The organism is Desulfotignum phosphitoxidans DSM 13687, assembly GCF_000350545.1.
GTDB classification, from domain to species: Bacteria; Desulfobacterota; Desulfobacteria; order Desulfobacterales; family Desulfobacteraceae; genus Desulfotignum; species Desulfotignum phosphitoxidans.
The window spans coordinates 1-1,838 of sequence record NZ_APJX01000037.1; the positions used below are offsets into that span (position 1 = coordinate 1).

Here is a 1,838-nt window from a genome sequence, read left to right on the forward strand (position 1 = left end):
AACCACGACTGCCAGAGGAAATTCATAAAGCTTTCTGGCGATAGTGTAGCGCCGGGTATCGTCCCAGGGATTGACGGTCACTTCGGCCGGCGCATCGGCCGGGGTGTCCTCCTGCACCAGTGCATTGTAGTTGATGGTTGTGCCCGCGGATATATCAGTACCCGTACGTCGTACCCGGAAAACGCCGTCCGTTCCCACCAGTCCGAGAATGCCGTGTTCCCCCAGCGCATCAGACTCATAGCCGCTGACAAAATAGCCGGCATGCACGGATACGGCCACAATTCCCGCAAACCGATCCCCTGTCTCTTTGACCCCCCGGCTGAAAGTCAACACCCATTCATCTGAATCCGGGTCCTGCTGCGGCTGTCCGATGACCACATCCTCCTGCGCTTTTGCGCGGTAAAAAAAATCCATGGCCGCCACGTTCCCGGGGGTCGAAGCGTCATTGGTGCTGTCAAGGATCTCCCCACGGGCATCGATGATACTGACAGTGAAGATGATCCCGGGCAGCAGCAGCCCTTCGGCGCGCAAATCTCCCAGGATCTCCTGGGCGGGGCGGTCTTCCAGATAATAGCGGACCATCTTCAATGTGTGATCGATCTCGCGCAAAGCCCGCACCACCTGAGCTTCGTAGGTGTCGGCCACATCCATGGCCATAGCTGCGGCCGTGCGGTCGGCTGCGGCACGTTCTCTGGCGATGAAATTGAACGTGAAAATCCAGATTACCGTCAGAATCAAAAAAGCCATGAGAATGGACAAAACGGGGGTTCGATCAGCCGGTGCAGCCGGCCCCGGCCGGCCGTGCCGTCAACCGGCGGCATGGGTTCATTTGTATACTCGGTTACATCAATCAATGGTCACCACCTGCAAGCGGTCGTCCAGAAAATCGGAAGACAGGTATCCGATGGCATCCGGGTTTTCAGCCACCCGGTCCGCCATGGCATCCTCGCTGGAAACGGTTGGGGGCGGCTGGCCCCGGCCCGTAAAGATCAGTCTGGACCAGTGGACCTTTATCTGCGAAGGGGACTGCCCCAGGTACCGGCTGTAAAATTCGCTGCGCGTGGGCGCGCTTTCATTCAGATCGATGGGTTCCACGGGATTCCCGTTTGGAAAACGGATCATCCTGCCCAGGTAGATGTCCGTGATCTGGGCCCGGGACAGGGTCTTGACCGGGTTCTGTGAAGAGACCACCACCACCACTTCAGCAGCGCATACGATGCCGGCCATGAGGCTTACCAGACAGATCCATACCATCACACTTGTTCGCATTATTTTCATCGGCAATCCCATCATATCAAAATACAAAGTCAATGGCGGCGCTGAACAGGTTGACCGACCCCCCGGGTTCAAATCCCGGCTGTATGTTGGTCAGAACACCGGGTGAGCCTTCATCCAGATCAAGGTGCTGGTATTGTACTTTCAGGGCCGCGTTCCGGATGAAATCCCAGCGGACTCCCAGGGATATGCTTTTTTGCTGAGCTGCGGATCCCAGTATCTGGTTCAGCGCGGCATTGAGTCCTGCCGCCTGGGCGGCCTGGGCCGGCGGCAGGCCCGCCAGGGACAAACCCGGGTCTGAGGTGTCGCTGTGGGCCTGAACTTGCGCCAGGGTCACGTAGGGGGTGAAAGCTTTGAAACGATACCCCCCGGTGATATACCAGCCTCTGATATCGCCAATAAAAGTACGGCTGCTCGACCGGGCCCACTCGCCCATCACAAACCACTCGCCGGGGTCATAGCGCAGGCCCAGGCTCATCAATTTAACGCGCTTGCTGTCAACATCGTATCGGTCGGCAATGGCTACACCCCGTGCCCCGAACTGCCTGAAAGCATCAAAAAAC

At 57.9% G+C, this 1,838-nt stretch carries 3 protein-coding genes; all 3 read right to left on the bottom strand.

Going from position 1 to position 1,838, the window contains the following annotated elements:
• A partial coding sequence (locus DPO_RS23540; RefSeq protein WP_201765679.1) for a PDC sensor domain-containing protein occupies positions 1-747 on the bottom strand: 747 nt, incomplete at its 3' end.
• Between the two features lie 99 nt (positions 748-846).
• The gene (locus DPO_RS23545) at positions 847-1,278 is read right to left on the bottom strand and encodes a type 2 periplasmic-binding domain-containing protein (RefSeq protein ID WP_006968887.1); all 432 of its coding nucleotides are present in this window, start codon (positions 1,276-1,278) and stop codon (positions 847-849) included.
• A 16-nt stretch (positions 1,279-1,294) separates the two neighbouring features.
• Positions 1,295-1,838: hypothetical protein (locus DPO_RS25635; protein WP_040012336.1), on the bottom strand; the 544-nt coding region annotated here is incomplete at its 5' end.